We start from the raw sequence: 2,659 nt of genomic DNA on the forward strand, positions 1-2,659 counted from the left end.
GGCCATAGATGTGATGGTGAAGTTTTTATTAACCAACTGCGAACCGTTGAGGGCAAGCTTTTCCCTCAAATCCTTATCTGCAAGCATTTTCTCAATCGCATCGGCCAGCGACCCGGCATCTTCAGGGGTCGCAAGCAGTCCTGATACGCCGTCCGTTACGATATCGGGCACGCCGCCGCCGCTTGTTGCCACCACCGGCAAGCCGAGCGCCATTGCCTCGAGGATAACGATTCCAAACGGTTCTTTAATCGAAGGAAGTACAAATATATCGAGCGCCGCCATGTAACGACCCGGCTCATCGACAAATCCCAAAAACTTTACATGGTCTGAAAGCCCAAGCTCATTCGCCTGGTTCTCAAGCTCGCCGCGAAGCGGCCCGTCCCCGACAATTACCAGGTAAGCGTTGGGGTGATTCGCGACCACGCGCGCCATGCTTTGCAGCAAAACGCCATGCCCCTTAAACGGCACAAGCCGGCCCACGGCCCCGAGCACTACCGCATCCTTAGGTAATCCCAGCTTTTTCTTACCATCAGCACCGGTTCTCTTATTATCCGAATCCACAGCACCCTTATCCCCGATCCTGTAAACTTCCCAATCATTCATATCTATCCCGTTTGGAATCACATCGATTTTCCGAGGCGCGATCCCAACTTCGTCCTCAAGGCAGCGCCGTATCTCGCTCGATACCGCAATCAGACGGTCGGCCCTGTTGAGTATCATCTTATTCGCTTGCCTTGCCATAGGATAATACGTCGACGAGGGATTTAAGTTACTGGGGAAGTTATGCACCGTAGTGACCATGTGCTCTACCTTGTGCATATACGAAGCCATCCACCCGACGACCGCGGCCTTGTTGCCATGCACGTGGATGATATCCGGCCTCACCCGGCGCAGTACATCCGCAACCGAGCGCGCCGAACGGTAGTCGACCTTCGGCGAGATGGAATCCGCCATCTCTACTTCAAATGTCGATATCCCGAGGTCGTTCAAGAAGGAAAAAAGCTTTGGCGCTGCAGGTGAGAGTACGATGGGCTCAAACTTCGAGCGGTCCAGCTCCGAGAGGAGGCCGAAGATGTGAGTTTGCATTCCGCCGCCGGTTTTACGGATCAGGTACGCGATACGGGGCATTCGGGCACCTCGGGTAGGACTACCGGGACGATCTCCTCTATGCTGTCGATGATATAATCCGGGTTGCAATCCGCAATTCGTGCGCCGTGGAAGCCATAAGTTACCCCGACGGTCGCCGTCCCCGCGTTTTTACCCGCAAAGATATCGACGTCGCTATCCCCGGTCATGATGGCATCCACCGGTTGTACGTTTAAGTACGCAAGCGCTTTTAGTACCGGCTCGGGGTCGGGCTTCAGGTGCGTTACATCCTCGAGGGCAACCACAAAATCGATGAATTCGCTTATCCCCGCAAGCGCCATCGTCTTCACCGATGACGACCGCTGCCGCGTCGTAACGGCGGCAATTTTAATCCCGGCGATTTTTAGTGCCTCAAGGGTCGCTGCGGTTCCCGGGTAGGGTTTTGAGAGGTCAAGGTGTTTACCCTGGAAGTACCTGTGGGTTTTCGCCAGCTCATGTATGCCTGCGATATCCACACCCGGCGCAAGCAATTCATAACACGTTTCAAGCGATTTGCCGATCAGCACGGATACCTCGCTTCGCGTCCTCGGGGCCAGCCCGAACTTATTGAGCGTGTACTCATACGCTTGAAATATGAACTCGGACGTATCGAGAAGTGTTCCGTCAATATCGAATAAAGCTGCTTTAAGTTCCTGCATGGGAGGTATTATATCACAGATAGAACAACCATAATCGTGGCCTTAGCTTCGACTACAGCCCTGACAAAGATAACCATAACTTAGCAGAGAGTCGCTTGTGACCTCTGCGATTAGTGAATATAGAAACTAATACCGTCCCAAAAATAATTGTAACTATTCCATAGAATTCATACCGCGATTGTAATCGGCCAACCAGAAAACATCCTCGTCACGCCCCTGTTATTTCAACGTTTTGAACATCCGACGCGCGGGTATATGCTTCCAGCCGTTCATGCGAAGCTCAACTGTTACGCATGAAATGCGGGTTCGACAGAGCCGACGGCATCGGTGCACAGAGCGTGCTTCAGGCCAGCAAAAGCAAGAAACACCGAGGAGGAGGACCATAGTGATGAGCAGGGATGACAAGGAAGCGTTTCTTACTCTTAATAGGGCACTATTACTGGGCCTCCTTGTGATAATCCTGCTGGCCGTAGTGAAGTATAGCTTCGTGCCGTTACTATCCAAAAGGATAATTCTAACCTCGCATGCGACTGTAACCGCAAAAAACCAACACGACAAACCCACGCGGTCCCGAATCTCAGAAGCCGCCATGGAGCAGGTGCGCGATGCCTATAACAAGCAATCCATGACATTCGTGCAGAACAAAGACGAGCAGAACATGGTCGTGAAATACTCCGCCCAGGGACAGGACTACGCGATCTATTTCACCCAGACCGAGGCGGTATTCGCCTTCACCAAACAGGTGGATGGCACAGACGGCTTGCCCGCCCCCAGCGATAAGCGCAACCGTTCGGTATCTGAGAAAAGCAGCCCTATTCAAGGAGTCGCTCTTATCATGCAATTCCTCGGAACAAACCCAAACGCCGAGCTACAAG

3 protein-coding genes are annotated in these 2,659 nt (G+C 52.7%); 1 reads left to right on the forward strand and 2 read right to left on the reverse strand.

Translation table 11 applies throughout. The features are described from left to right. Nucleotides 1–1,128: glycosyltransferase family 4 protein (locus ACYC56_RS14770; protein WP_461374934.1), on the reverse strand; the 1,128-nt coding region annotated here is incomplete at its 3' end. After that, entirely contained in the window at nucleotides 1,107–1,784 is a 678-nt protein-coding gene (locus ACYC56_RS14775) for an HAD-IA family hydrolase (protein ID WP_461374935.1), read from the reverse strand. The genes ACYC56_RS14770 and ACYC56_RS14775, both read right to left, overlap by 22 nt. Before the next feature lie 388 nt (nucleotides 1,785–2,172). On the opposite strand from ACYC56_RS14775, the gene ACYC56_RS14780 reads away from it, so the two are divergent. Then, nucleotides 2,173–2,659 (forward strand): DUF7948 domain-containing protein (locus ACYC56_RS14780; RefSeq protein WP_461374936.1); only part of this gene is annotated, 487 nt, incomplete at its 3' end.

Source organism: Candidatus Aquicultor sp. (assembly GCF_054640775.1).

Bases quoted from the DNA above. Each gene is read 5' to 3' on its own strand.
- ACYC56_RS14775 (WP_461374935.1), bottom strand. From the start codon at position 1,784: ATGCAGGAACTTAAAGCAGCTTTATTCGATATTGACGGAACACTTCTC.